At 73.4% G+C, this 22,914-nt stretch carries 21 protein-coding genes and 1 pseudogene; 12 read left to right on the forward strand and 10 right to left on the reverse strand.

Annotation, left to right across the window (positions count from 1 at the left end):
- A pseudogene (locus ACFYP4_RS20710) lies at positions 1–186 on the reverse strand (cytochrome ubiquinol oxidase subunit I); the annotation flags it as partial.
- A 105-nt stretch (positions 187–291) separates the two neighbouring features.
- Here ACFYP4_RS20710 and ACFYP4_RS20715 point away from each other — a divergent pair.
- Together ACFYP4_RS20715 and ACFYP4_RS20720 are read left to right on the forward strand one after the other, a co-directional pair.
- Positions 292–873, forward strand: coding sequence for an RNA polymerase sigma factor (locus tag ACFYP4_RS20715; RefSeq protein ID WP_388786909.1), 582 nt, complete (start codon positions 292–294; stop codon positions 871–873).
- Positions 866–1,852, forward strand: a complete 987-nt coding sequence (locus tag ACFYP4_RS20720; RefSeq protein ID WP_388786912.1) for a CU044_5270 family protein — start codon at positions 866–868, stop codon at positions 1,850–1,852. Before ACFYP4_RS20715 ends, ACFYP4_RS20720 begins: the two co-directional genes overlap by 8 nt.
- 249 nt (positions 1,853–2,101) lie before the next feature.
- Here the strand turns inward: ACFYP4_RS20720 and ACFYP4_RS20725 are convergent, their stop codons facing one another.
- Positions 2,102–2,467: a nuclear transport factor 2 family protein gene (locus ACFYP4_RS20725; RefSeq protein WP_358855036.1), complete on the reverse strand. Its 366-nt coding sequence runs from the start codon at positions 2,465–2,467 to the stop codon at positions 2,102–2,104.
- Positions 2,468–2,638: 171 nt separating this feature from the next.
- Here ACFYP4_RS20725 and ACFYP4_RS20730 point away from each other — a divergent pair, with 171 nt between their 5' ends.
- A complete protein-coding gene (locus tag ACFYP4_RS20730) occupies positions 2,639–2,929 on the forward strand; it encodes a hypothetical protein (RefSeq protein WP_358855037.1) in 291 nt (96 codons plus the stop codon).
- A 240-nt stretch (positions 2,930–3,169) separates the two neighbouring features.
- Positions 3,170–4,630 (forward strand): aldehyde dehydrogenase family protein, encoded by a 1,461-nt coding sequence (locus ACFYP4_RS20735; protein ID WP_358855038.1) that lies wholly within the window; start codon positions 3,170–3,172, stop codon positions 4,628–4,630.
- 82 nt (positions 4,631–4,712) lie between these two features.
- Here ACFYP4_RS20735 and ACFYP4_RS20740 read toward each other — a convergent pair whose 3' ends face one another.
- Complete coding sequence (locus ACFYP4_RS20740; RefSeq protein ID WP_388786917.1) at positions 4,713–6,467, reverse strand: ABC transporter ATP-binding protein; 1,755 nt, start codon at positions 6,465–6,467, stop codon at positions 4,713–4,715.
- A gap of 152 nt (positions 6,468–6,619) precedes the next feature.
- On the opposite strand from ACFYP4_RS20740, the gene ACFYP4_RS20745 reads away from it, so the two are divergent.
- The 4 genes from ACFYP4_RS20745 to ACFYP4_RS20760 all read left to right on the forward strand — a co-directional run bounded on the left by ACFYP4_RS20745 (position 6,620) and on the right by ACFYP4_RS20760 (position 10,352).
- Positions 6,620–7,705 carry an S-(hydroxymethyl)mycothiol dehydrogenase gene (locus ACFYP4_RS20745; RefSeq protein ID WP_358855040.1) on the forward strand — a complete coding sequence of 362 codons (1,086 nt, stop codon included), beginning with the start codon at positions 6,620–6,622 and terminating at the stop codon, positions 7,703–7,705.
- Positions 7,705–8,337 (forward strand): MBL fold metallo-hydrolase, encoded by a 633-nt coding sequence (locus ACFYP4_RS20750; protein ID WP_388786921.1) that lies wholly within the window; start codon positions 7,705–7,707, stop codon positions 8,335–8,337. Before ACFYP4_RS20745 ends, ACFYP4_RS20750 begins: the two co-directional genes overlap by 1 nt.
- 241 nt (positions 8,338–8,578) lie before the next feature.
- Positions 8,579–9,493: an SDR family oxidoreductase gene (locus ACFYP4_RS20755; protein WP_358855042.1), complete on the forward strand. Its 915-nt coding sequence runs from the start codon at positions 8,579–8,581 to the stop codon at positions 9,491–9,493.
- 64 nt (positions 9,494–9,557) lie between these two features.
- Complete coding sequence (locus ACFYP4_RS20760) at positions 9,558–10,352, forward strand: SDR family NAD(P)-dependent oxidoreductase (protein ID WP_358855043.1); 795 nt, start codon at positions 9,558–9,560, stop codon at positions 10,350–10,352.
- A gap of 38 nt (positions 10,353–10,390) precedes the next feature.
- Here ACFYP4_RS20760 and ACFYP4_RS20765 read toward each other — a convergent pair whose 3' ends face one another.
- A complete protein-coding gene (locus tag ACFYP4_RS20765; protein WP_388786924.1) occupies positions 10,391–11,791 on the reverse strand; it encodes a pyridoxal phosphate-dependent decarboxylase family protein in 1,401 nt (466 codons plus the stop codon).
- Between the two features lie 194 nt (positions 11,792–11,985).
- Here ACFYP4_RS20765 and ACFYP4_RS20770 point away from each other — a divergent pair, with 194 nt between their 5' ends.
- Complete coding sequence (locus ACFYP4_RS20770) at positions 11,986–12,681, forward strand: L,D-transpeptidase (RefSeq protein WP_388786927.1); 696 nt, start codon at positions 11,986–11,988, stop codon at positions 12,679–12,681.
- Positions 12,682–12,820: 139 nt separating this feature from the next.
- Positions 12,821–13,006 (forward strand): hypothetical protein, encoded by a 186-nt coding sequence (locus ACFYP4_RS20775; protein WP_358855046.1) that lies wholly within the window; start codon positions 12,821–12,823, stop codon positions 13,004–13,006.
- A gap of 88 nt (positions 13,007–13,094) precedes the next feature.
- Here ACFYP4_RS20775 and ACFYP4_RS20780 read toward each other — a convergent pair whose 3' ends face one another.
- Together ACFYP4_RS20780 and ACFYP4_RS20785 are read right to left on the reverse strand one after the other, a co-directional pair.
- Positions 13,095–14,468 (reverse strand): S1 family peptidase, encoded by a 1,374-nt coding sequence (locus ACFYP4_RS20780; RefSeq protein WP_388786930.1) that lies wholly within the window; start codon positions 14,466–14,468, stop codon positions 13,095–13,097.
- A gap of 295 nt (positions 14,469–14,763) precedes the next feature.
- Positions 14,764–15,594, reverse strand: coding sequence for an SAM-dependent methyltransferase (locus tag ACFYP4_RS20785; RefSeq protein ID WP_388786933.1), 831 nt, complete (start codon positions 15,592–15,594; stop codon positions 14,764–14,766).
- 424 nt (positions 15,595–16,018) lie between these two features.
- Here ACFYP4_RS20785 and ACFYP4_RS20790 point away from each other — a divergent pair, with 424 nt between their 5' ends.
- A complete protein-coding gene (locus ACFYP4_RS20790) occupies positions 16,019–16,660 on the forward strand; it encodes an HAD family acid phosphatase (protein ID WP_388786936.1) in 642 nt (213 codons plus the stop codon).
- Between the two features lie 85 nt (positions 16,661–16,745).
- Positions 16,746–17,132: a PPOX class F420-dependent oxidoreductase gene (locus ACFYP4_RS20795; RefSeq protein ID WP_388786939.1), complete on the forward strand. Its 387-nt coding sequence runs from the start codon at positions 16,746–16,748 to the stop codon at positions 17,130–17,132.
- 38 nt (positions 17,133–17,170) lie between these two features.
- On the opposite strand, the gene ACFYP4_RS20800 is transcribed toward ACFYP4_RS20795, so the two are convergent.
- The 4 genes from ACFYP4_RS20800 to ACFYP4_RS20815 form a co-directional block, all read right to left on the reverse strand.
- Positions 17,171–19,216: a SpoIIE family protein phosphatase gene (locus tag ACFYP4_RS20800; protein WP_358855051.1), complete on the reverse strand. Its 2,046-nt coding sequence runs from the start codon at positions 19,214–19,216 to the stop codon at positions 17,171–17,173.
- A 137-nt stretch (positions 19,217–19,353) separates the two neighbouring features.
- Positions 19,354–20,907, reverse strand: a complete 1,554-nt coding sequence (locus ACFYP4_RS20805; RefSeq protein ID WP_358855052.1) for an FAD-dependent oxidoreductase — start codon at positions 20,905–20,907, stop codon at positions 19,354–19,356.
- Positions 20,904–21,635 (reverse strand): methyltransferase domain-containing protein, encoded by a 732-nt coding sequence (locus ACFYP4_RS20810; RefSeq protein WP_358855053.1) that lies wholly within the window; start codon positions 21,633–21,635, stop codon positions 20,904–20,906. The genes ACFYP4_RS20805 and ACFYP4_RS20810 overlap by 4 nt, the downstream gene beginning before the upstream one ends.
- A gap of 52 nt (positions 21,636–21,687) precedes the next feature.
- The gene (locus ACFYP4_RS20815) at positions 21,688–22,884 is read right to left on the reverse strand and encodes a lycopene cyclase family protein (RefSeq protein ID WP_388786943.1); all 1,197 of its coding nucleotides are present in this window, start codon (positions 22,882–22,884) and stop codon (positions 21,688–21,690) included.
- Positions 22,885–22,914: the final 30 nt, after the last annotated feature.

Here is a 22,914-nt window from a genome sequence, read left to right on the forward strand (position 1 = left end):
GGCACGCATCAGCAGCGCCATGACGCCACCGATGCAGAAGAACGCGAACGACGTGATCAGGTACAGCGAGCCGATCGTCTTGTGGTCCGTGGTGGCCAGCCACCTGACCACCGTTCTTCCGGGGCGGCGCGCGGATACGGGGGCGGGCGGCGCGGTGCGCGTCGCCGGCACAGTGTTGCTCTCCATGCCCCGCCTGTGTCCGCACCCCGCGCCGCCGTCACACTGGGGCCGAGCGACGAGCGTCACACCGACGGGTGTGACGATCACGGACCTGCCGGACACCTACGGAGCATGAGCGACGACGAGACCTTCGCCGCTGCCTATCGCGAGCACTACTGGGCGGTCAGCCGCTACGTCGCGCGGCGACTGGACGGCCGGACGAGCGAGGTGGAGGAAGTGGTGGCGGAGGTGTTCACCGTCGCCTGGCGCCGGCGTTCCGAACTGCCGCGGGCCCCGCTGCCCTGGCTCTACGGGGTCGCCCGCAACTGCCTCGCCAACGCCGTACGGGGCTACGGCCGCCGGCGACGGCTCGTCGACCGGCTCGGCCATCACGAGACCGCGCACGGCCGGCAGATCGTGGACAGCCCTGACGCCGAGAGCCCCGGCGACTGGGTGCACGACGCGCTCGCCCGCCTCACCCCCGCCGACCAGGAGGTGCTGCGCCTCACGGCCTGGGAGGAGCTCGGTGTCGACGAGGTCGCTGTCGTGCTCGGCTGCGGCAGCAGGGCGGCGGCGATGCGGCTGCACCGCGCCCGCCGCCGCCTGAGAGTCGAGATCGACCGCATGTGCGGCCCCGGCGGCCCGTCGGCGGCCGAGACGCTCGCAGCACCGGCACGCCGCCACGTCAGCACGAAGGAGCACGGCCATGGCTGACGAACTAGACCTGCTGCGCCGCGCCAACCCGGTGCCGTCCGGCGATCCCCGGTTCCGGGACCGGCCGCTGGACCACCATGCCGAACGCCGGCTGACCAACCTGCTGCTGGGCGCACGTGCGGCCCGAGGCGCATCGCCCGCGCGCGGCTGGGCCTGGGGCATCGCCGCGACCGTCGTCGTGGCGGCCCTCGCACTCACCCTGCTGCTGTCCGGGACGACGGCGCCTCCCGCCGTCGCCGCGCCCCGCCCCCTCGTCGTGCGAACGGGTTCCGCCGCCGTACCCCTGGACCGCGTCGCCGACCGGGCGGCGTCGGCGGTCGACGCGCCACGACTGCGCCGGGGCACGCATGTCCAGACCTGGAGCCTTGCCATGACGAGCGGGCCCGGCTCCCGGCCGCCGCTCACCCTGCCCGAGGAACGCGTCGTCCGCTGGAAGGCGGACGGCAGCCACACCGAACTCGTGGTGGCGACCGACCCGCGCCGTCCCGGCAGACCCGTCATCACGGGCGGCGACGACACGCCGCGCACCGTCGAGGACGGACATGTGCTCAGCCGGCGGACCTACCCGCCGAGCTGGAGCGACGCCCCTCCCGAGGCCCGCCCGCCGCACGACGCCCGCCGGCTGCGCGCCTATCTGGAGGAGATCGACCCCGTCGAGGCGCTGAACACGCCCCGCCTGCTCGACGCCACCGCCGTGCTGCTGGACCACTGGACACCGGGCGGTCGCGAGTCGGCCGCGCTCGTGCGTCTCCTGGCCGACGCTCCGGGGCTACGCCCGGCCGGCGCGGTCACCGACCGGCTGGGGCGCGAAGGACAGGCGTACGTGTACGACGACCCGGCGCGTTCCACGCGCCGGATGCTGATCCTCGATCCGGCGACCGGTGCCGTCCTCGGGCTGGAGGACACCGTGACGAAGGGCGCCCCCGAGTACGGCGTCGAGGCGGGTGACGTGATGTCGTACAGCGCGTGGATGCGCTGACCAGGGGGTACCACGAACCCGCTCACCGCGGCGGCAGGCGCCTGCGAGGGGCAGGCGGGACCGGAGGGCGCGGGCGGCGGGACACCGTGCGCAGCACCGACCGCAGCAGACGGAGCGACGCCCGCCGGCCGGTCGCCGGGACCGGGACCGGCCGGCGGGCGGCAGCAGGACGCGACCCGCCCAAAGTCGCCCTCGCCGAGAAGGTCCAGCTCACCCGGGACGTGAACCGGACGGAGGGCCACTGCCTGGTTACTCGTCCCATGCCTGCAGCAGGGTGTGATCGACGATCTTGCCGTCCCGCAGCGCGACCATGGACTGGGACAGCACCTTCACGCCGTCCGGGTACTCGCAGGACTCGATGAAGGCGACGTGGTCGCCGTCGATGACGCACTGCTCCAGCTTGTGGGTCATGTCCCGGCTGTACACGTCGTCCAGCATCTCGCCGATCCTGGCCCGTCCGTGCACGACCATCGGGTGGCTGGGCTGCGTGTTGCGGTCGACGACGCGTACCTCGGCGTCGTCCGCGTAGAGCGACAGGAGCGTCGCCGCACTGTGTCCTTCGATGCCCCGGCGCAGGGCTTCGGTGTCGAACGCGGGGCCTGCTGCGGTGCCCATGATGACCTCCTCGCGAGGGCGCGGCCCGGCAGGGAGCGGGCCGCGAGGGCCTCTCCTTCGAGCGTCCTCCCCTGCGACGCGGGAGGCAAGCGCGGCCCGTCCTGTGCGCCTCTCGGGTGAGGAGCCCGGCGCGGCCGTGTCCGGCCGGGCCCCGCGGCCGTTGCTGAAGGCATGATCTCAACACGACGCATCGTTGCCGCCGTTGGTCTTGCCGTCAGTGCCACGGGCCTCGCCGCTCCCGCCGCGAGCGCACTCGGTGCCGACACCCTGGGCGTGGCGCCGATCAGCCCGGTCGCCCAGCTCGACGCGATCGCCCAGAGCAATGTCCCGGCGCAGCACCGGGAACAGCTCCCGCACGTCTCCAGCCAGCTCGCGGGGCTCAACCGACTGCACGACCTCAACCAGCTGCACCAGGCCACCGACCTCGTCGCCCCCGTCTTCGGGCTGCTCCCCGTCGGCTAGGTCGGACACGGCCCAGCACCGGACGCGCCGGACGGCCACCGGATCCGGACGCACCACTTTCAAGGGCCCCCGCCCCGGCGGGGGCCCTTGACTCCGTCCAGGCGGGGTCGCAGCCCCGGGCAGTCGAATGAACGAAAACCCACTGGGCGAACCGAGGTGTCCGCCCGCACCGCTCCGCCCGGCGGGACTCCGGGCATCCTGGATGTGTACCGCCGTAGTGCTACCGAAGGAATCCGCGCCATGGCCATCACCCGTGAACTGCTGATCGGCGGCAAGGACGTTCCCGCCGCCTCGGGCCGCACCGCCGAGGACGTCGACCCCTACACCGGCGAGGTGTACGCGACGGTCGCCGCGGCGGGGCCGCGCGACGTCACCCGGGCCGTGGACGCGGCCGACGCGGCGTTCGGCTCGTGGGCGGCGCTCGCCCCCTTCGCCCGCCGGGCGATCTTCCTCAGGGCGGCCGACCTCCTCGACGCCAAGGGCGACGAGGTGGCGGAGCTGATGGCACGGGAGGCGGGCGCCACCCGTCCCTGGGCGCACTTCAACGCGGCGCTCGCCGCCAACATCTTGCGCGAGGCCGCCGCCGCGATCACCGCCCCGCGCGGCGAGGTGCTCAGCGCCCAGGAAGAGGGCGTGCTGGGACTCGCGGTACGCGAGCCGCTGGGCGTCGTCGCCGCCTTCGCCCCGTGGAACGCGCCCGTCATCCTCGGCGTACGGGCCGTCGCGGCGCCGCTGGCCGCGGGCAACACCGTCGTCGTGAAGGCCAGTGAGGACGCGCCGATCGCCTGTGCCCTGCTGGTCGCCGACGTGCTGCGGGAGGCGGGGCTCCCCGCCGGGGTCCTGAACGTGATCACCAACGCGCGCGAGGACGCGGCCGAGATCGCCGAGACGCTGATCGCCGACCCCCGTGTCCGCGCCGTCAACTTCACCGGGTCCACGGACGTGGGCCGCATCATCGGTACGCATGCCGCGACCCATCTCAAACCGGCCGTACTGGAGTTGGGCGGCAAGAACGCGGTGCTCGTCCTGGACGACGCCGACGTGGACTACGCCGTCGACGCCGTCACCTTCGGCGTGTTCATGAACTCCGGCCAGATCTGCATGTCGGGCGACCGTGTCCTCGTCCACGAGTCCGTGGCCGAGGAGTTCACCCGGAAGTTCACCGCGAAGGTCGCCTCGCTGAAGGCCGGCGACCCCGGGCACCCGCACACCGTCCTCGGCCCGCTCGTCAGCGCCTCCGCCGCCCGGCGCGTCGCCGCGCTCGTCGAGGACGCCGTATCCAAAGGTGCCACCGTCCTCACCGGAGCCGGCGAACCGGAGGGTGCGGTGCACCGGGCGACCGTGCTCACCGACGTGCCGAAGGAAGCCGAGCTGTACTACGCGGAGGCGTTCGGCCCGGTCTGCGTCATCGAGACCTTCACCGACGACGACAGCGCCGTCGCCGCGGCCAACGACACCGACAACGGACTGACCTGCGGCGTCATCACGGAGAACGCCACCCACGGGCTCGCCGTCGCGCGCCGGGTCCGTACCGGCATCGTGCACATCAACGACCAGTCCGTCGCCGACGAGCCGCACGCGCCCTTCGGCGGCGTCAAGGCGTCCGGCTACGGCCGCTTCGGCGGGCGCTGGGGCATCGAGGCCTTCTCCAGCACACGCTGGGTTACCCTCGCCACGCAGCAGGCGCGCTACCCGTTCTGACGTCCCGTCACCGACGGGCGCCCGGCCGTCGGGCGGCGGCGCCCGGCGCGAGGACGGCCGTGGGTGACCCGGTGAGCGGCGGTCAGCCCGCGGTCGCGAGGAACTGCGTGGCGGCCAGCTCGGCGTAGAGGGGGTCCCCGGCGACGAGTTCACGGTGGGTACCCACCGCGCGGACCCGGCCCGCGTCCATCACGACGATCCGGTCCGCCATCGTCACGGTGGACAGCCGGTGCGCGACCACGAGGACCGTCGTCGTACGGGAGACGTCGGCGACCGTGTCGCGCAGCGCCGCCTCGTTCACGGCGTCCAGCTGTGAGGTGGCCTCGTCGAGGAGCAGCAGACGGGGCCGCCGCAACAGGGCGCGGGCGATCGCCACGCGCTGGCGTTCGCCCCCGGACAGCCTGGTGCCCCGGTGGCCGACGAGCGTGTCGAGTCCCAGGGGCAGCCGCTCGATCAGGCCCTCCAGACGGGTGGTCTTCACGACCCGGTCCAGCTCGGCCTCGTCCGCGTCCGGATTGCCGAGGAGCAGGTTGTCGCGCATCGACCCCGAGAGCACCGGGGCGTCCTGCTCCACATAGCCGATGGCCGCGCGCAGCCGGGGCAGCTCCCACTCCTGAAGCGGACGGCCGTCGACGCTGATGACGCCCGCCTCGGGGTCGTAGAACCGCTCGATGAGGGAGAACACGGTGGTCTTGCCCGCACCGGAGGGGCCGACGAACGCGGTCATGCCCCGGGCCGGGACGGCGAACGTCACCCCGTGGTGGACGTACGGCAGATCGTCGGCGTACCGGAAGCGGACGTCCTCGAAGGCGAGCGCGGCCGGTTCCGCGCCGGGGGAGGGCAACGGCGCGGGCCGGGCCGCCGGTTCGGCCGGCAGGCTCAAGGCCTCCTGGATCCTGGCGAGGGCCGCGGACCCGCTCTGGTACTGCGTGACGGCGCCGACGACCTGCTGGATCGGCGACATCAGATAGAAGACGTACAGGAGGAAGGCGACCAGCGTGCCGACATCGACGGCACCGGTCGCGACCCGGGCGCCACCCACCGCGAGCACCGTGATGAACGCGATCTGCATCGCCAGACCGGCCGTGTTGCCCGCGGCGGCCGACCACTTGGCCGCGCTGACGCTCTGCCGCCACGACTCCTGCGCCGCCGCGTGGACGGTCCGCTCCTCGCGGTCCTCGGCGCCGGACGCCTTCACCGTGCGCAGCGCGCCGAGGATCCGCTCCAGCGCGGCACCCATGACGCCGACCGCGTCCTGTGCCCGGCGGCTCGCCCGGTTGATGCGCGGCACGATGACACCGAGCACGGTGCCCGCGCCGAGGATCACCGCGAGGGTGACGGCGAGCAGCACCGGGTCGACGAACCCCATCATGACGACCGTCGCGACGAGGGTCAGTCCGCCGGTGCCGAGACCGACCAGCGAGTCCGTGGTGACCTCCCGCAACAGCGTCGTGTCGGAGGTGACTCGGGCCATCAGGTCGCCCGGCTCGCTGCGGTCCACCGCCGGGACGCGCAGCCGCAGCAGATACGACGAGAGCGTGCGCCGCGCGCCGAGCACCACGGACTCGGCGGTGCGCCGCAGGACGTACGAACCCAGCCCGCCCACCGCCGCGTTGGCGACCACCAGCACCGACATGCCCAGCAGGGCACCGGTGATGGAGCGGTCGTGCTCCAGGTCGTCGATGAGCCCCCTGGCGACCAGGGGCAGCACCAGACCGGTGGCCCCGGTGCCCAGCGCGAGCAGCGCGCCCCCCAACAGGGCCCACCGGTGCGGCCGTACGTAGCCGAGGAGCAGGCGCCAGGCGGGCGGGGCGGCTTCGGACTCGGCGCTGCTCACGGCGCTCCTCGGGGGAGTCGGGGCGGGGCACTCAGGCTACGTCGCCCGGTGGCCGCACCGGCGGCGGGGGACCCCGGGCCGCCTGGCCTGCTACCGGCCGGTCACCCCGTAGGGTCGGTCGACGGAAAGCCGACCGAGGAAAGGTTGCTCACATGGCGCAGGAAGTACGTGGCGTGATCGCACCGGGGAAGGATCAGCCGGTGCGCGTCGAGACCGTCGTCGTGCCCGATCCGGGGCCCGGCGAGGCCGTGGTGCGGATCCAGGCCTGCGGGGTCTGCCACACCGACCTGCACTACAAGCAGGGCGGCATCAACGACGACTTCCCCTTCCTGCTCGGCCACGAGGCCGCCGGCGTCGTCGAGTCCGTCGGCCCGGACGTCACGGACGTCGCGCCCGGCGACTTCGTGATCCTCAACTGGCGTGCCGTGTGCGGACAGTGCCGCGCGTGCCGGCGCGGCCGCCCGCAGTACTGCTTCGACACGCACAACGCCCGGCAGCGGATGACCCTCACGGACGGCACGGAGCTGTCACCGGCCCTCGGCATCGGCGCGTTCGCCGAGAAGACCCTGGTCGCCGCCGGACAGTGCACCAAGGTCGACCCGGCGGTGTCGCCCGCCGTGGCCGGGCTGCTCGGCTGCGGCGTGATGGCGGGCATCGGGGCCGCGATCAACACCGGCGGCGTCGGACGCGGGGACTCGGTCGCCGTCATCGGCTGCGGCGGCGTCGGCGACGCCGCGATCGCCGGATCCCGGCTGGCCGGGGCGGCGCGGATCATCGCCGTCGACATCGACGACCGCAAGCTGACCACCGCCCGGGAACTGGGCGCCACGCACACGGTCAACTCCCGTGAGAGCGATCCCGTCGAGGCCATCCGCGAACTGACCGGCGGCTTCGGCGCCGACGTCGTCATCGAGGCCGTCGGCCGCCCGGAGACGTACCGGCAGGCCTTCTACGCCCGCGACCTGGCCGGCACGGTCGTCCTCGTCGGCGTGCCCACACCCGAGATGAAACTCGAACTGCCCCTGCTGGACGTCTTCGGACGCGGCGGATCCCTCAAGTCGTCCTGGTACGGCGACTGCCTCCCGTCCCGGGACTTCCCGATGCTGATCGACCTGCACCTCCAGGGCCGGCTGGACCTCGGCGCGTTCGTGTCGGAGACGATCGCGCTCGACGAGGTGGAGCAGGCCTTCGAGCGGATGCACCAGGGCGACGTCCTGCGCTCGGTGGTGGTGTTCTGATGACGCACACACGCATCGACCAACTCGTCACCTCCGGCACGTTCTCGCTCGACGGCGGCACCTGGGACGTCGACAACAACGTCTGGATCGTCGGCGACGACCACGAGGCGATCGTCATCGACGCCGCCCACGACGCCGACGCCATCGCCGTAGCCCTGGGCGACCGCACGCTGCGGGCCATCGTGTGCACCCACGCGCACAACGACCACATCGACGCCGCGCCCGCCCTCGCCGAGCGGACCGGCGCCACGATCTGGCTGCACCCCGACGACCTGCCCCTGTGGAAGCAGACCCACCCCGGCCGCCTCCCCGACGCCTGGCTGGCCGACGGCCAGGTCATCGAGGTGGCAGGCACCGACCTGACCGTCCTGCACACACCGGGCCACGCCCCGGGCGCGGTCTGCCTGTACGCCCCGGGTCTGGGCAGCGTCTTCACCGGCGACACCCTCTTCCAGGGCGGACCGGGAGCCACCGGCCGCTCCTACTCGCACTTCCCGACGATCGTCGAGTCGATCCGCGAGCGTCTGCTGGGCCTCCCGGCGGACACCGTGGTGCGGACGGGGCACGGGGAGTCGACCACCGTCGGCGCGGAGGCCCCGCACCTGGAGGAGTGGATCGCGCGCGGCCACTGAGAGCCCGGCGCCCCGGCCGTGCGGGCCCCGTACGGCCGGGGCCCGCACACGGGGGATGCCCGCCCCGGGACCCGCCACCCGGTGCGGGCAGGCGGAACCCGCGCGGTCGGGTCCCGAGCCCGCCGCAGGTCGCCGAGAAATGGCGACAGAGGGTGTCCGCCTTTCACGACACCCTCGGAGTGACACCGGCCGACGCGCCGCGTCGGTCAAGGTGGTGTCACGGAACACGGGAGGTCGGGACATGGCAGGAGTGCTGGACGGCAAGGTCGCGCTGGTCGCGGGGGCGACCCGGGGCGCGGGCCGCGGAATCGCCGTCGAGCTGGGCGCGGCCGGAGCCGTCGTCTACGTCACCGGGCGCAGTACGCGCGCCCGGCGCTCGGAGTACGACCGGCCGGAGACCCTGGAGGACACCGCGGACCTGGTGACCGCGGCGGGCGGGCACGGCATCGCCGTACCCACCGATCACCTGGTGCCGTCCGAGGTCCGCGCGCTCGTGGACCGGATCGCGGACGAGCGGGGCCGCCTGGACGTACTCGTCAACGACGTCTGGGGCGGCGAACTGCTCTTCGAGTGGGACACCCCCGTCTGGGAGCACGACCTCGACAACGGTCTGCGGCTGCTGCGGCTCGGGGTCGAGACCCACGCGATCACCAGCCACCACGCCCTGCCTCTGCTGCTGCGTCACCCCGGCGGCCTCGTCGTCGAGATGACCGACGGCACCGCCGAGTACAACCGCGCCAACTACCGCGTCTCCTTCTTCTACGACCTCGCCAAGTCGTCCGTCCTGCGCATGGCGTTCGCTCTCGGCCACGAGATCGGGCCGCGTGGCGCCACCGCCGTCGCCCTCACACCCGGCTGGCTGCGCTCCGAGATGATGCTGGAGCATTTCGGGGTGAGCGAGGACAACTGGCGCGACGCCCTGGAGCGTGTCCCGCACTTCGGCATCTCAGAGACGCCCCGCTACGTCGGCCGTGCGGTGGCCGCGCTGGCCGCGGACCCCGGACGGGCCCGCTGGAACGGAGAGTCGCTCTCCAGCGGCGGGCTCGCCGGGACCTACGGCTTCACCGACCTCGACGGCAGCCGCCCCGACGCCTGGCGCTACATGGTCGAGGTTCAGGACCCGGGCCGGCCCGCGGACCCGACCGGCTACCGCTGAGCGCGGCGCTCGAACCCCCGCACGCGGCTGTCGGGGTGATCGCCGGAGCACTACGGTCGCCCGTATGACTGCGACGAGACGTTTCGAGGGGTACGGAGTTCTCATCACCGGCGCGGCCCGCGGGATCGGTGCCGCGACAGCCCGTCGGCTGGCCGAGGAGGGCGCCGCGGTCCTCGTCACCGACATCGACACGGCCGAGGCGGAGCGGACCGCCGGGGCGATCCGGGCGGCGGGCGGCCGGGCCGAGGCGTTCCTGTGCGACGTGGCCGAACGGGCCTCCGTGGAGGGGGCGGTGGCGTACGCGGTGGAGGCGTTCGGCTCGCTGGACGTGCTGGTCAACAACGCGTACGGGTGCACCCCGGACCAGCCGCTCTTCGAGGACGAGCCCGACGAGGTCTGGGCACGCGATCTCGACCTCACGCTGACCGGCGCCTACCGCTGCTGCCGTGCCGCGCTGCCCCACCTGGTGGCCTCCGGCCGCGGCGCCGTCGTCGGCATCGGCTCCGTCAACGGCTCGCAGGACTTCGGCAACCATGCCTACAGCGCGGCCAAGGCGGGCCTCGTCTCCCTGACCCGCACCCTCGCCGGGCACGCGGCCCCGCGGGGAGTGCGGGTGAACCTGGTGGTGCCGGGCACGGTCCGCACCACGGCCTGGGCGGGCCGGGACGCCGACCTCGCCGCGGCGGGGGAGCTGTACCCGCTGGGCCGGGTGGGGGAGCCGGAGGACATCGCCGCCGCCGTGGCCTTCCTCGCCTCGCGGGACGCCGCCTGGATCACCGGCACGGCACTGTGTGTGGACGGCGGCCTCACGGCGGTCAACACCGGCTGGCGGCAGGCGGTCCGGCAGCACGGTGAATGAGCCGGCCGCCCGTGTCACGGGAGCGGGGCGGGCACCGCTCACGGCTCCAGGGTGGCCAGGGCCCGCACCAGCGCGTCGTGCACCAGGTCCGTGTCCGCCTCCGACGTACGCCAGTTGCTGAACGCGGCCCGCAGGGCATGCGTCCCGTCGTACACCGTCGGGGTCAGGAAGGCCTCGCCGGACGCGGCGACGGCCGCGGCGAGGGCGTGCACCCGTTCCCGTGTCGCGTCGCCCGCCGGGGTGAAGCAGACGACGTTGAGACGCACGGGCGCCAGGAGGCGCAGGCCCGGGGTGGCCGCGATGCGCTCGCCGAGCCGCCGGGCGAGCCCGATGTTGCGCTCCACGATCTCGCGGTGCCCCTCACGCCCGTACGCCAGCAGGGAGAACCAGGACGGCAGGGCGCGCAGCCGCCGTGAGTTCTCCGGCGTCAGATGCAGGAAGTCGGGGTCCTCGGTGGGGAGTCCCAGGTAGGGCGAGGCGTTGTGGAAGACCCGGACCTGGAGGTCCTGGCGCCGGGTGAACTGGACGGCCGCGTCGTAGGGCACGTTCAGCCACTTGTGCAGGTCCACACAGACCGAGTCGGCCGCGTCGAGACCGTCGGTGAGGTGGGCGTGCGCGGGGGAGAGGGCGGCGAAACCCCCGAAGGCGGCGTCGACGTGGAGCCAGAAGTCGTGGCGCTCCTTGAGTGCGGCGATCGCCCGCAGGTCGTCGAAGTCGACCGTGTTCACGGTCCCGGCGTTGGCCACCACCACGGCCGGCCGCCCGCCGAGAGCGTCGAGCGCCTCGGCCAGCCGCCCGACGTCGACTGCCTCGCGGTTCCCGGCGAGCACGGGAACGCGGCGCAGCCGGTCCCGGCCGATGCCGAGCACGGACATGGCCTTGGCGATGCTCGAGTGGGGGCTGCCGGACAGTACGTCGACGGGCCCCAGCGCCGCGGTGCCCTCCCGCGAGACGCAGACCCCGAGGCGCTCACCGAGCCATTCCCGGGCGACGGCGAGACCGACCGTGTTGGAGACGGTCGCACCGGTCACGAAGGCCCCGGCGTGCTCGTCGCCCAGGCCGAACAGCTCGCGCAGCCAGCCCAGCGTCTCGCGCTCCAGGGCGGTCGCGGACGAGTCTCCCGCGCCGGACACGTTCTGGTCGTACGCGCCGGTCAGCCAGTCCCCGGCCAGGGCCGCCGGAGTCGCGCCCCCGGTGACGAAGCCGAGATAGCGGGGGCCGGCGGAGCCGGAGAACCCGGGTGCCCACCGCTCGGCGAATCGAGCCAGCGCACCTTCGGCCCCGACGCCCCCGGCCGGGAGCCGCTCGGCGTCCGGCGCCCGCCCGGGCCGGGCGACCGGCCGGTCCGCGAGGCCGCTCACCTCCCGGACGGCGAGATCGCGCGCGGACTGAAGGAGGGCGGGGAACCGGGCCAGATCCTCGGCGAGAGTGAGGTGCATGCCCGCAGGGTAGGCAGTCCACTGCACCGAATTCAGGGGCCAGTCGGGGAAAAGTGGCCCCTTCGCATGCCGAGCCCGGGGCGAGGCGTAATGTCACCGTTCCGTCGCAGCGTGCGGGGACCTACAACCGATTCCCCCGACGGTCGGTCTAGGTGTCAGAGATCGCAAGACCGAATGAAGGGGAAGGGCCTGCCATGGGGGACATCCGCAGACGGGGCGCCGTCGCGCTCGGGATCACCGGACTGATCGCGCCGCTCTCGCTCGCGCTCGGCACCTCGCCGGCGCACGCCGCGAGCTGCACCACACAGACCGGCCCGTATCAGAAGCAGGTCGAGAAGTTCCTCGGCCGCCCGGTCGACGGCAGGCAGTCCAGCGCCGACTGCAAGGCGACCCAGGCGTTCCAGACCAAGCACGGCATCAGCCCGAACATCGGCTACGCGGGGTCCGTCACCTGGGGTGTGATGGATCTCATGAACAAGCAGAAGGCCGTCGGGAGCAACCCCAACAGGAACGGCGCGTGTCCCGTCAACAAGGGCCGCATCGCCTGCGTGAACCTGACGCTCCAGCTGAGCTGGATCCAGGACGGCAGCACGCTCGTCTACGGCCCGGTCCCGGTGCGGACGGGGCGCGACGGGTACGAGACCCGCACCGGCCTGAAGAAGGTCTACTGGCGTGACATCGACCACGTCTCGAGCATCTACAACGTCCCGATGCCCTACAGCCAGTTCTTCGACGGCGGTCAGGCCTTCCACTCCGTCGGCGTCAGCATGTGGAACCCGCCGGGCTCGCACGGCTGCGTCAACATGACCACCACCACCGCGAAGAAGTACTGGTCGCTGCTGAAGAACGGCGACGACGTGTTCGTGTACGGCCGCAAGCCCGGCACCTGACCGGCCGTCGCGCGGGCGGCGGGCACGCGCCCGTTCGCCCGTTCGCGAACGGGACAGTTCCGGCAGGAGTGATCAGCTTCACGGTCCGGGATGCCCCTGATTGCGTCTTTACTCACATCGCCTTCACCCTGGGCGCCGTATGCTTCACATCATGTCCACCACTCCTGAATCCGCTTCGGCGCGCTCCGCGGCCGAGGTCAACGAGGAGATCCGGGCTCTTTGGTTCCGGACGGGCGGGACGCTGACCATGGACGAGCGGCGGGAGTACCAGCGGCTCGTCCTCGAGTGGGCAGCGGCCTCCCCGCGCACCACGCAGGTTGCGTGAGCGCGCCTCACACCGACCGATTTCCCACTCTCCGCCGTCGCAGGGCGGCCGCGCCCGCCGGTGCTCCGGCCCGGCCGCCCGGCGGAGATCATCCCCAACTCTGCGCGTAGTGGCGGCGGTAGCGGCTGCGGTCCTGTTCCGTCCGGATGTACCGGGTGGCGACCAGGGCGACGATGCTGCCCGCGATGACCAGCAGGCCGGGCCCGATGTTCCTGGGGTCCGTGAGCCGCGACACAAGCGTCTCCGCGGTGCCGGGTGTGCCCACCGGCTCGACCGAGCCCGGCGCCGCGGCACCCGGCGCGACGGCGGCACCCTGCGTGGCCGAGGGCGCCGGTGCGGCCTGACCGCCGGCCGCCGGCGCACCCTGCTGTCCGGCGAGGCGCACACCGAGCGCGGTGAGCGCCTTGGTCACCGGCTGGAAGAACGTCGTACCGCCCGCTTCGCAGTCGCCGTTGCCGCCGGACGTCACGCCCAGGGCGACACCTTCCGAGAACAACGGGCCGCCGCTGTCGCCCGGTTCGGCGCACACCGTGGTCTCGATGAGACCGGTGACCGTGCCCTCCGGGTAGTTGACCGTCGCGTTGAGCGCGGTCACCTCGCCGTCGCGCAGCCCGCTGGTGCTGCCGCTGCGGAAGACCCGCTGGCCGACCGCCGGATCGGCGGCCGCCGTGATCCGCACCCCGCGGTCCCCGCCGATGGCGACGACGTTGCTGTCCGTGCCGGTCTGGCCGGCCGCGTACTGCACGAGCGAGAAGTCACCCCCGGGGAACGACCGTGACACCGTCCGCCCCACCTGCCGGGTGCCGTTGGTGTCGGAGAACCAGACGGAGCCGGCCGGACCGCAGTGCCCGGCCGTCAGGATGAAGTCACCGCGCCCGTCGGTCACGTTGAACCCCGCCGAACAGCGTCCGCCGCTCGAAAGGATCGGCTGCGCGCCGTTGAGCCGGGTGGTGAACGCACCCCGGGTCCGCTCCATGCGGACCCGGTCCCCGCTGCCGTCGGCCAGCTTCGTCATACGGGACCAGTCGGAGGCGGAGACGGTGCTGTCGCCCCGGACCACCACCTCGTTGTGCGCGTAGTCCACGGCCCAGGCGGTGCCGGGCACCCGGGGGGCCGAAGCCAGGCTCTCCGTCACGGACTTGAGGTCCCGCAGGCTGTGATCGACGATTCTGGGCCGGGCGCCGGCCTTGCGCACCTCGGCCGCCGCCCCCGCGTCCGTGACGCCCACGACCGGGCGGCCGTCGGAGCCGATCCAACTGCCCGCGGCGCGGTCCGTGCCGAGGCGCGCGACCAGCCCGGACCCCGTGTCGGCGGCCGACGCCGCGGAACTCCCCTGCGCACGCGAGGTGCCGGACGGCTCGCTCGCCACGGCGTGCGTGACCATCAGCCCACCGCAGAGCAGTCCGCCGACGGCGGCGAAGCGCGCTCCCCGTCGGACGATCCGTCGTCGTGCGTGCCTCATCCATGGCTCCCGAAGCCGAGCTGCGCGGCGTCACCACCGCCCGGGCGCCGGTCGAACGCCCCCCTTCCATACGTGCGTACGCGCCGCGGTGTTCACCTCGCGGCGCCTAAGGGCTGTCCCGCAATTCCCGGTGGATCAGCGCGCGGCGTCAGATGCGGTGCATCGCAAGGCGGAGGGGCGTCCTCATACCGGGCGTATTCGGGCGATCCGACAACGCGGCGAGGTGCCGTAGCTGTCGCCGTGCGCCCGCCGGGAATTGCGGGACAGCCCTTAGGTGTCCCGGCACCGGCCGCCGTCAGAGCTTGCGCCCCACCCCGCCGAACATGGCCACCTCCTCCGGCTCCTCGCCGAAGGCGGTCTCCGGACGCCAGCGCGAGCAGGAGACCACGCCCGGTTCGAGGAGTTCCAGCCCGTCGAAGAAGCGGACGACCGCCTCCGGGGTGCGCTGGGTCAGCTTCGGGGTGCCGTGCTCGTTCCAGAAGGCCACGGCCGCGTCCACGTCGGGCATCGCGGGACTCGTGACGGTGTGCGAGAGGACGAGGTGGCTGCCGGGGGCGAGCGCGTCCAGGAGGCGGCGCACGATGCCGTACGCCTCCTCGTCGTCGTTCACGAAGATGACGACGCCGAGCAGCATCAGTCCGACCGGCCGGCTCAGGTCCAGTGTTCTGGCGGCGTGTTCGAGGATCGCGTCGACATTGCGCAGGTCCTCGTCGAGGTAGTCCGTGCTGCCTTCCGGGGTGCTCGTCAGGAGCGCGCGGGCATGGGCGAGGACGAGCGGGTCGTTGTCGACGTACACGATCCGCGCGTCGGGGGCGAGGCGCTGGGCGACCTCGTGGGTGTTGTCCGCCGTCGGCAGCCCCGTGCCGATGTCGAGGAACTGCCTGATCCCGCGGTCGGCGACCAGATGCCGTACCGCCCGCCCCAGGAACAGGCGGTCGGCCTGGGCGTAGTCGCCTATGCCGGGGTGCAGTTGACGGATCTGGTCGCCGGCGGCGCGGTCGACCTCGTAGTTGTCCTTTCCGCCGAGCCAGTAGTTCCAGATCCGCGCGGTGTGCGGCTGTGTGGTGACGATGCGGCTGCGCACCGGCTCGGAGGGGTGTTCCGCGGCTGCCTGGTTCTCGGGCACGGTCGGCTCCTGGGTTTCTGGGGTCACTGGAGTCACTCGGTCAACAGGCAATCTAGACTGCCGAGTTGCCGCCCACGTCCAGCGGGCCGCCGGCACCGGGCAGCCGGCCGTCACGGGCGCCCCCGGGTGCCTGTGCCGCAGCGGCCGACCGGCGTGCGGGCCCCTACGCCGGTGAGCCCCGGTCCCGAGCATCGCGTCGGGCACGACGGCCGTGCGCTCCACCGCGATCCCGTCCCAGTCCCAGCACCGGCGGCCTCGACGGAGCTGATCACGGAGGCGGTGCGCCGGATGGCCGCAGCGGCGGGAGAACTCTCTACCCAGAGGTAACTTTCGCGTCGCCTGCGCTCCATTTCTTGTCGTGACCATGGCTGACGCGGCGCGGAACGTCTATCCTCGCCGCTCCGGGTCGACGAAGGGGACGGACATGGGAGCACGCGGTACGGGGCGTCGGACGGGTGCCATCGCGGTGGTCGTGGCGCTGGGCCTCGGCGGAACCGCCGGCGCGACGGGGGCCGCCGCGGCGGCCCCGCGCGCGGCAGCCGTGAGCGCGGCGCCGGCGCAGGCGGCCGACATCGACTACGCCACCTGGCAGCGTGACGTCCAGGCCGTCATCGACCAGGCACAGCCCTATGTGCAGCAGCGCACCTCGCACCCCGGCGGGCAGAAGCTCGCGGTCGTCTTCGACATCGACAACACCGCGCTGGAGACGGACTTCCATCCGTGGTACGAGCTGCCCACCCCGGCGCTCAAGGCCTCCCTGGCGCTGGCCCGTTACGCCCACGCGCAGGGCGCCGCCGTGTTCTTCGTGACCGCGCGTCCGGGCATCATCGCGAGCGAGACGAAGTGGAACCTCAAGGCTGTCGGCTACCCCGTCGACGGACTGCACGTGCGCAGCCTGCCCGACCTCTTCGACGAGGTCAGCGCCTACAAGACCGGCAGGCGCGCGGCGATCGAGTCGCAGGGATACACGATCATCGCGAACGTCGGGAACAACACCTCCGACCTCGTGGGCGGCCACGCCGAGCGGACCTTCAAACTGCCGGACTACGACGGCCAGTTGTCCTGAGGCGGCGGCGCCGCGGGCCGGCGCGGGAAGCGCGGGGGCGGGTCCGGCCCGAGTGGACGGGCCGGACACGACCTAGAATTCAGGTATGGACGATTCCCCGCTGGACGCGCTCGCCGCAGGCAAGTACCTGCTTGTCACCAGCTACCGCAAGAACGGCACGGGAGTCTCGACACCGGTCTGGGTGGTCCGCGACGGCGACGCCCTCGGCATCTGGACGGCCGCGGACACCGGCAAGGTCAAACGCATCCGCAACCGCCCCGACGTCCTCGCCGGCCCCTGTGACCTGCGCGGCCACCCGACCGGCGCCCAGCTCCCCGCCACGGCGGAGATCCTCGACGAGGCAGGGACCGACCGCATCCGCCGGCTCATCGCCCGCAAGTACGGCCTGACCGGCCGCCTCACCCTGCTCGGCAGCCGGCTGCGCCGCGGCCGCGACGGCACGCTCGGGATCCGGATCACCCCGGGCTCCTGAGCGGGCGCGGGGCCTCGGCGGGTCCGGCGGGTGCCCGGTCAGGCCCGCCTGCGGACCAGCAGCAGAGCCACGTCGTCGTCGGGTTCGGGGCGCAGGGCGGCGAGCAGCTGGTCGCTGGTCGTCTCCAGCGGGCGCTGCGGCCCCTGAAGCAGTCGCGTCAGCGTGTTCAGACCCGTGTCGATGGGGTCGTAGCGGTTCTCGACCAGCCCGTCGGTGTACAGGGCGAGCAGGGAGCCCGGGGCCATGGCGACCTCCATGGTGCCGAAGTCCACACCGCCCACGCCCAGGGGTACCCCGCCGGGGATCTCCAGGAGCCCGGCGCCGCCGTCGGGCCGGATGAGGACGGGCGGCAGGTGGCCGGCGCTGGAGAGTTCGCAGCTTCCCCGGCCCAGGTCGCACACCGCGTAGACGCACGTGGCGATCGTGTCGCCGAGCGACCCCGTGATGTCGTCGAGATGGCGCAGCAGCTCGGCGGGCGGCAGGTCGAGCCGGGCGAGTGCGCGGGTGGCCGTGCTCAACTGCCCCATCACCGCGGCCGACTGCACACCCTTGCCCATCACGTCGCCCACGATCAGCCCGGTCCGGCCGGGCCCGAGCGAGAACACGTCGTACCAGTCGCCGCCCACCTCGCTCAGTGCCGGGAGATACCGCGCGGCGATGTCCAGGCCCGCGTGCTCCGCGGGCGCGGGCGGCAGCAGACTCCGCTGAAGGGTCAGCGCGGCCGCGCGTTCCCTCCCGTAGAGGCGGGCGTTGTCGACGCAGATGGCCGCCCGCGCGGCGAGCTCGGAGGCGAGGATGCGGTCCTGCTCGTCGAAGGCGCGTGTGTTGACCGAGCGGTAGAGGCTGAGCGTGCCGAGGACCTCTCCCCGGGCCACCAGCGGGACGGCGAGATAGGAGTGGACGCCTGCCGTGTGCAGGGCCTGGGCGGCGTGCGCGTCCCTGGCGATCCGCCGCATCATCGCCGCGTCCACCCGCTCCACCAGCACCGGCCGGGCCTCGCGGACGCACTGCGTGATGATCCTCGACGAGCTGTACGTGGCCAGCTCGCCCACCGGGTCCGCCGCGTGGATCGCGTCGGTGAGGTAGCCGGCCGCGACCGCGAGCGCCCTGAACTCGGCGTGCGAGTCGCCGGTGACCGCCGAGGTGGTGCCGTGCGTGACCACCGTCTCCAGCACGTCGACGGCCGCCAGGTCGGCCAGCTGCGGCACCGCCACGTCCGCCAGCTCACGGGCGGTCTGCTGAAGATCCAGTGTGGTGCCGATGCGGGCGCCCGCGTCCGCGATGACCGAGAGCCGTTCGCGTGCCTCGGAGACCTCCGTCGCCGCGTTCTGCCGCTCGGTCACGTCGATGATGGCCATCGCCAGCCCGAGGACGCGGCCGTGCGTGTCCTCGATGCGGTGGTACGACTCGGAGAACGCCCGGGGATCCGGGTGCCCCGGTGTCCGGCCGACGGTCATCTGGTCCAGCAGGGGCCTGCCCGTGATCAGCACATGCCGCATCCGCGACTCGATCGTCTCGACGTCGAGATCCGGCAGGACCTCCCCGATGCGGTGTCCGAGGACCGCTTCCCCGGGCATGCCGTTCATCCGCTCCAGGGCGGGGTTGACGCTCACCCACCGCAGATCCGTGTCGAACACGGCGATGCCGAGCGGCGTCTGCCGCACCAGACTGTGCGACAGGGCCAGATCCCGCTCGACGCCCCGTACGGTGGTGGCGTCCGCCGCGAGGCCCAGCAGGTGCGTGTTCCCCCGGCGGTCGCGCAGCCGCATGGTGCGGAACTCCACCGGGACCTCCGTGCCGTCCCGGTGCTGAAGCGGGAACACGCCCGCCCACCCGGCACCGGACCGCACATGGGCGAACAGGTCCCGGGCCCGCTGCCGGTTGTCCGGGGACACCAGCAGCTCGTCGGCCCTGCGGTTGAGGGCCTCCCGCGCCAGGTATCCGAGCAGCTGCTCGGCCTCGGGGCTCCACAGCACGACCCGTCCGTCGCCGTCCAGGACCACGGCCGCCACCTGCAGCAGGTCGAGCAGGCCTCCCGGCGTCGCGGTGGCCCCGTCGCCCGACCCGGATGCGTACTCGTGCATTTCAGCCGCTCCTTCCGGCGCGGCTCCGACACCGCGAGGATCCGCCCCGCGGATGCTTCGATTACGGCACAGCACGGGCGGCCGGGCAACCCCTGCACCACGTGTCACAGGGGCCACGCGCCCGCCGACCGGCCGTCTCAGCCGCGCCCCAGGCCGGCCAGTGCCCGCAGCACGGCGGAGCGTCCGCGGTCGGGCACGGTCCACAGGGTCTGGCCGCGTACGCCCCAGCCTTCCAGCAGGGCGTTCGCGGCGAGGAACCCGGAGGTCGCCGCGCGCTCCATGAGCGCCACGGGCAGGTCCGTACGGACCAGGTCGCCCGCCACCGTCAGACCCGGGTCCGGCGTCCGTACGGTGGGCCGGTCGGCGTACCCGCCCACCGGGAAGAGCGGGCAGTCCGCGCGCCACTCGTGCCGCACGTCGACGACGCCGGCCGCCCGCGTCTCCGGATACACCCGGTGCAGCTGGTCGACGAGCCGCTTCTCCTCCACGTCCCGTACGCAGTCCTCGGGCAGCGCGTAGGCGTGCAGTTCGACCACGGAGCCGCCGGTGCGGGCGGCCCAGCGGGCGGCCTCGCCCTCCCAGCCGGAGAGCACGCTGACGTTGTCCAGGGAGCCGAATCCACTCGTCCCCAGGAAGCCGGGGCGGCGCGGGGCGACCGGGCGGTCCAGCCACAGCCGCGACACGAGGAACGGGGGAGCGGTGCGCAGACCCGCGACCCGGGCGCGCCAGCCGGCGTCCCCCAGCTCCGGGGAACGGCCCACGACCGTACGCAGCCCTTCCGTGTCCAGGGCGAGTACGACCGTGTCGTGGTGCCGCTCACCCCCGGAGTGCACGACGCGGTAGCCGCCCCGGGAAACGGGCTCCACGCGTTCGACGGGGGTGGCGGTGCGCACCTGTGCGCCGAGGGCGTCGAGACGGCGGGCCAGGGGTTCCCACAGCGCGGCCGGGAAGGGTTCGCCGGGGACGTCGAACAGCAGGCCCTCGGAGGAGCCCAGGAAGTAGATGTGGAACATCAGCACCATCTCCGCGGCGGACAGCGTCCGCGGATCGGCGAAGAAGCTGCGGGAGAACACCTCGAAGGCCAGATGGTGGGCCGCCGCGGGAAAGCGGATCGAGGCGAGGAAGTCGTGGGCGCTGGTGCCGTCCAACCGGTCGTAGACGTCCGGGACACGCACGTCCAGCAGCGGAAGGGCTGCCGACGGGTTCATCCGCAGCAGATCGCGCGCTCCGAACGTGGGACTGAGGGCGGCGAAGCCCAGGGCGCTCCAGGGCGGCGTGCGCGGCACGTGGCGGAAACTGTCGTGCAGGCCGCTGCTGTGCCGCAGCGGATAGTCGGGCAGGGCGGTGAGCATGCCGAGGTCCGGATCGGCCCGGCGCAGCAGGCCCCGCAGGTTGTAGTACTGGCGGAAGAACGCGTGGAAGCCCCGGCTCATCGTCGCCGGGCTCCCGTCGGCGAGCGTGACGGGCCGGCCGGAGACCCGGCCGCCGAGCACCCGGTCCCGTTCGTAGAGCGTCACCCGCACCCCCCGCTCGGCGAGAGCGGTCGCGGCGGCGAGCCCCGCGACACCGCCGCCGACCACGGCAGTGGAGGGCGCTTCCCCCGTCACCCGCGGACGGCCAGGACGCGGGAGGAGCACCCGGGCGCGCCGGTCCCGGCCCCGCCGCGGCGCGCCGCCCGTACGCCGGTTCACGCGGCACCGCCGTGCGGGCCGTCCTCGCGCCTGCCGAGCACCGTGTGCACGATGCCGGTCTGCCAGCCCGGGACCGGCAGCACCCGCACCTGCCCGAAGCCCGCGCGCCGCACCCGCTCGCCGAAGGCAGGCGCCGTGTCGAACTCGACGACACTGCGCCACAGATGGCGGTAGAGGCGACCGTCCCCGGCGGCCGTGCCGGCCGGCAGGACGATGCCCCGGCACACCGCGTTCCACACCGCGCGGTGGGCGGGCAGACCGCTGAGCGTGTACTCGTGCACGGCGAGTCTGCCGCCCGGGACGAGCAGGTCGCGCACGGCCGCGAGGATCCGGTCGGGATCGGCGACGTTGCGGAACAGGTACGCCGCCAGGACCGCGTCGAACGGTCCCTCGACCCCTTCCACGGCCAGGCGCTCCGCCGAGGAGTGCCGGAACGTCACCCGCGCCGGCCAGCTCTTGGCCGCAGCCCGCTCCAGCATGCCCGCCGACGCGTCCACCGCGACGATGTCCGCCTCGGGCAGCACGGCGGCGAGCGCCGCGGTGGACGCCCCCGTACCGCAGCCGAGGTCCAGCACGCGCCGCCCGGCCCCGCCGTCCGGCAGGGCCAGGCGGCGCACGGAGCGCCGCAGATGGGCGTGGTACCCGGGGTTGAAGGCGACCAGGCGGTCGTAGGTGCGGGAGGCGCGGTCGAACGCCGTGGCCAGCTCCGCGTCGCACAGCAGGGGCATGCAGTCTCCTCGTTTTGCCGTTTTCCGGAAGGGGGCGGGCGCTTCGGCGGCGTCAGATCTCCGCTGACGGACGCCGGGGCAGCCAGGGCAGTTCGGCCGCCGTACGCAGCATCGGCAGGACGGGGGTGTGCAGGCCGACGGAGAGGTCCTCGCGCAGCCGCGTGCGTCCGTCGAGGAAGCGCAGCAGACGCTCCGCGGGGACGCGTTCGAACAAATCGGAGAAGAAGTCCGCGCCGTCGATCCGTCCGGTGGCCAGCGCGCGCAGCAGCACGGCGTCCATGGCACGGGAGCGGACCGAATGCGCCGGCGGAGGCGCCGGGCGGCGCCCGGCCCGGAACGCCGCCGCGACGGCGCGCGTCTGACGCTGCACCGCCGCGAAGGTGTATCCGGTCGACGGCCGGGTGGCCCCACCGGCCGTGCCGATCCTGAAGATCGCCTCACCGGTCTGCCGGGCGAACACGGCGTCCGTCATGGGAATCGCGCCCGTCTCCCGAGCGGTGACCTCGAACGCGCCCAGACCGAGGACGTCGCCCGTGTAGTGGCGCAGGGCGGCGTCGTACTGGTGCGCGGTCAGCGGCGCGGCCGAGAACTCGGTGTACTCGACCAGCGCGGTGCGGCGCCCCGTGGGCAGCACGTAGCCGAACGAGAGACCCCGGGCGGGCTGCGGGGTCCGGAAGTCCATCAGGTCCACGACGTCCCGGTCGAAGGCGGGGCGGTCGGTGCGCACGAACCAGCCGTGGAAGTGCTGCAGCAGGGTGGTGCGGGCCGCGGGAAGCGCCTCCAGCGGGCGCGAGTCGAACACCCAGCGCGCACGCACGTCCACCGACGCGCCCGCCGCGGTGGACCCGCGGACCTGAGCACCTCCGCCGGACAGGCCCTCGACACTGTCGACGACGGCTTCGGTCACGCGGACCGAGGCCCGGCCGGCGAGGTCGTGGTGGACGAGTTCCTCGAAGTCGTCCGAGCACAGCATCTTGTAGCGCAGGGGAGCGATGCGGCTCTCGGTCGAGGAGCCCTCCTTGCCCCGGACCCTGAGGCGCTGCCAGGAAGCCGTCAGCGCGCGGTCGTAGACACCGGGCCCCGCCTCCCAGAAGCACCAGGTCCGGCGGGGCGGGCGCAGCGGCCCGGGCGGCGCCGTGAGCAGGACGACGGAGGGGGTGCGGCGGCCCGCGGCACCGGACGAGAGCCGGTGCGCCAGGGACAGGCCCGCGGCTCCCGCGCCGATGATGGCGACGTCCGCGTCGAGCACAGGGTTCCACTCCTCGGGTACGGCGGGAAG

The sequence above is a fragment of the Streptomyces sp. NPDC005551 genome (genome assembly GCF_042871785.1).
Taxonomy (GTDB): Bacteria; Actinomycetota; Actinomycetes; order Streptomycetales; family Streptomycetaceae; genus Streptomyces.

Bases quoted from the DNA above. Each gene is read 5' to 3' on its own strand.
- ACFYP4_RS20715 (WP_388786909.1), top strand. From the start codon at position 292: ATGAGCGACGACGAGACCTTCGCCGCTGCCTATCGCGAGCACTACTGG.
- ACFYP4_RS20720 (WP_388786912.1), top strand. From the start codon at position 866: ATGGCTGACGAACTAGACCTGCTGCGCCGCGCCAACCCGGTGCCGTCC.
- ACFYP4_RS20725 (WP_358855036.1), bottom strand. From the start codon at position 2,467: ATGGGCACCGCAGCAGGCCCCGCGTTCGACACCGAAGCCCTGCGCCGG.
- ACFYP4_RS20730 (WP_358855037.1), top strand. From the start codon at position 2,639: ATGATCTCAACACGACGCATCGTTGCCGCCGTTGGTCTTGCCGTCAGT.
- ACFYP4_RS20735 (WP_358855038.1), top strand. From the start codon at position 3,170: ATGGCCATCACCCGTGAACTGCTGATCGGCGGCAAGGACGTTCCCGCC.
- ACFYP4_RS20745 (WP_358855040.1), top strand. From the start codon at position 6,620: ATGGCGCAGGAAGTACGTGGCGTGATCGCACCGGGGAAGGATCAGCCG.
- ACFYP4_RS20750 (WP_388786921.1), top strand. From the start codon at position 7,705: ATGACGCACACACGCATCGACCAACTCGTCACCTCCGGCACGTTCTCG.
- ACFYP4_RS20755 (WP_358855042.1), top strand. From the start codon at position 8,579: ATGGCAGGAGTGCTGGACGGCAAGGTCGCGCTGGTCGCGGGGGCGACC.
- ACFYP4_RS20760 (WP_358855043.1), top strand. From the start codon at position 9,558: ATGACTGCGACGAGACGTTTCGAGGGGTACGGAGTTCTCATCACCGGC.
- ACFYP4_RS20765 (WP_388786924.1), bottom strand. From the start codon at position 11,791: ATGCACCTCACTCTCGCCGAGGATCTGGCCCGGTTCCCCGCCCTCCTT.
- ACFYP4_RS20770 (WP_388786927.1), top strand. From the start codon at position 11,986: ATGGGGGACATCCGCAGACGGGGCGCCGTCGCGCTCGGGATCACCGGA.
- ACFYP4_RS20775 (WP_358855046.1), top strand. From the start codon at position 12,821: ATGCTTCACATCATGTCCACCACTCCTGAATCCGCTTCGGCGCGCTCC.
- ACFYP4_RS20780 (WP_388786930.1), bottom strand. From the start codon at position 14,468: ATGAGGCACGCACGACGACGGATCGTCCGACGGGGAGCGCGCTTCGCC.
- ACFYP4_RS20790 (WP_388786936.1), top strand. From the start codon at position 16,019: ATGGGAGCACGCGGTACGGGGCGTCGGACGGGTGCCATCGCGGTGGTC.
- ACFYP4_RS20795 (WP_388786939.1), top strand. From the start codon at position 16,746: ATGGACGATTCCCCGCTGGACGCGCTCGCCGCAGGCAAGTACCTGCTT.
- ACFYP4_RS20800 (WP_358855051.1), bottom strand. From the start codon at position 19,216: ATGCACGAGTACGCATCCGGGTCGGGCGACGGGGCCACCGCGACGCCG.
- ACFYP4_RS20810 (WP_358855053.1), bottom strand. From the start codon at position 21,635: ATGCCCCTGCTGTGCGACGCGGAGCTGGCCACGGCGTTCGACCGCGCC.